The 1,090-nt window shown below is 52.5% G+C and carries 1 protein-coding gene; it reads left to right on the top strand.

Annotated features, from left to right (window positions below):
* A partial coding sequence (locus tag WH277_RS01445) for a TonB-dependent receptor domain-containing protein (protein WP_339503945.1) occupies window positions 1-939 on the top strand: 939 nt, incomplete at its 5' end.
* Between the last annotated feature and the right edge of the window lie 151 nt (window positions 940-1,090).

Here is a 1,090-nt window from a genome sequence, read left to right on the forward strand (position 1 = left end):
ACCTTCTCTGATATGTCGGCCATCAATTTCGGTAATTACAATAACTGGGACGGCAATGTTGACGAAGGTAACTGGGAGCCATGGACCGTAGAGAAAGACGACAGCATCCGCCAGAAATCGGCTTACACCGCAGCGCGCTTCTCGCTGACCGATCCGCTGTCACTGCTGGTCGGTGCACGTTATACCGAGTGGCGTGGCAATGGCACCAGCGGTAACAAAACCACCAGCAAGGTCGCGCCATATGCGGGTCTGACGTATGACATTAATGATACGTACTCGGCTTACGCCAGCTATACCTCCATCTTCCAGCCACAGACCTACCGCAACGCGGATGCGCAATACCTTGGCGCAGTGACCGGAAAAAGCTACGAAACCGGCCTGAAAGGCGACTGGAATAACAGCCGTCTGACCGCCACGCTGTCACTGTTCCGTACCGAGCAAAACAACCTGGGCATCAGTACTTATCTCCCTATCGGTACCTCAACGGAATATGCGTATGAATCCGTTGATGCCGTCAGCCGTGGCGTTGAGTTTGAAATAAACGGTGCGTTGACCGATAACTGGCAGATGACCTTCGGTGCATCGCGCTACATCGCAGAACAGCGTGACGGCACCGCAGTGATGCCGGAAGTACCGCGCACCACCGCCAAGCTGTTTACCCGCTATCGTCTGCCGATGTTGCAGGACCTCACCGTCGGTGGTGGCGTGAACTGGCAGAATAAAACCTGGGCAAATGTTGCAGACGCCCCTGCGGATTATATCGACCAGTCACCAGTTACCCTCGTGAATCTGTTCAGCCGCTACCAGGTGACGAAGCAGGTTTCCGTGCAGGCAAATATTAACAACCTGTTCGATAAAGAGTATTACGATTATATGGGAACTTACGTGGTGTATGGCGCACCGCGTAACTTCACAGTATCGGCTAACTACTCGTTTTAATGAGATAAAATACCTTTCCCACAATGCCAGCCGCGACGGCTGGCTGGCATTGTTCTCCCGCTCCGATAAAAATACCAACGCGTGACTTTTTTTCCGATTACACTGCACCATCGATCGGCACAATGTCGCTTATTCATGCACTATTACTCAC

The sequence above is a fragment of the Erwinia sp. MYb416 genome (assembly GCF_037479575.1).
Classification (GTDB): domain Bacteria; phylum Pseudomonadota; class Gammaproteobacteria; order Enterobacterales; family Enterobacteriaceae; genus Erwinia; species Erwinia rhapontici.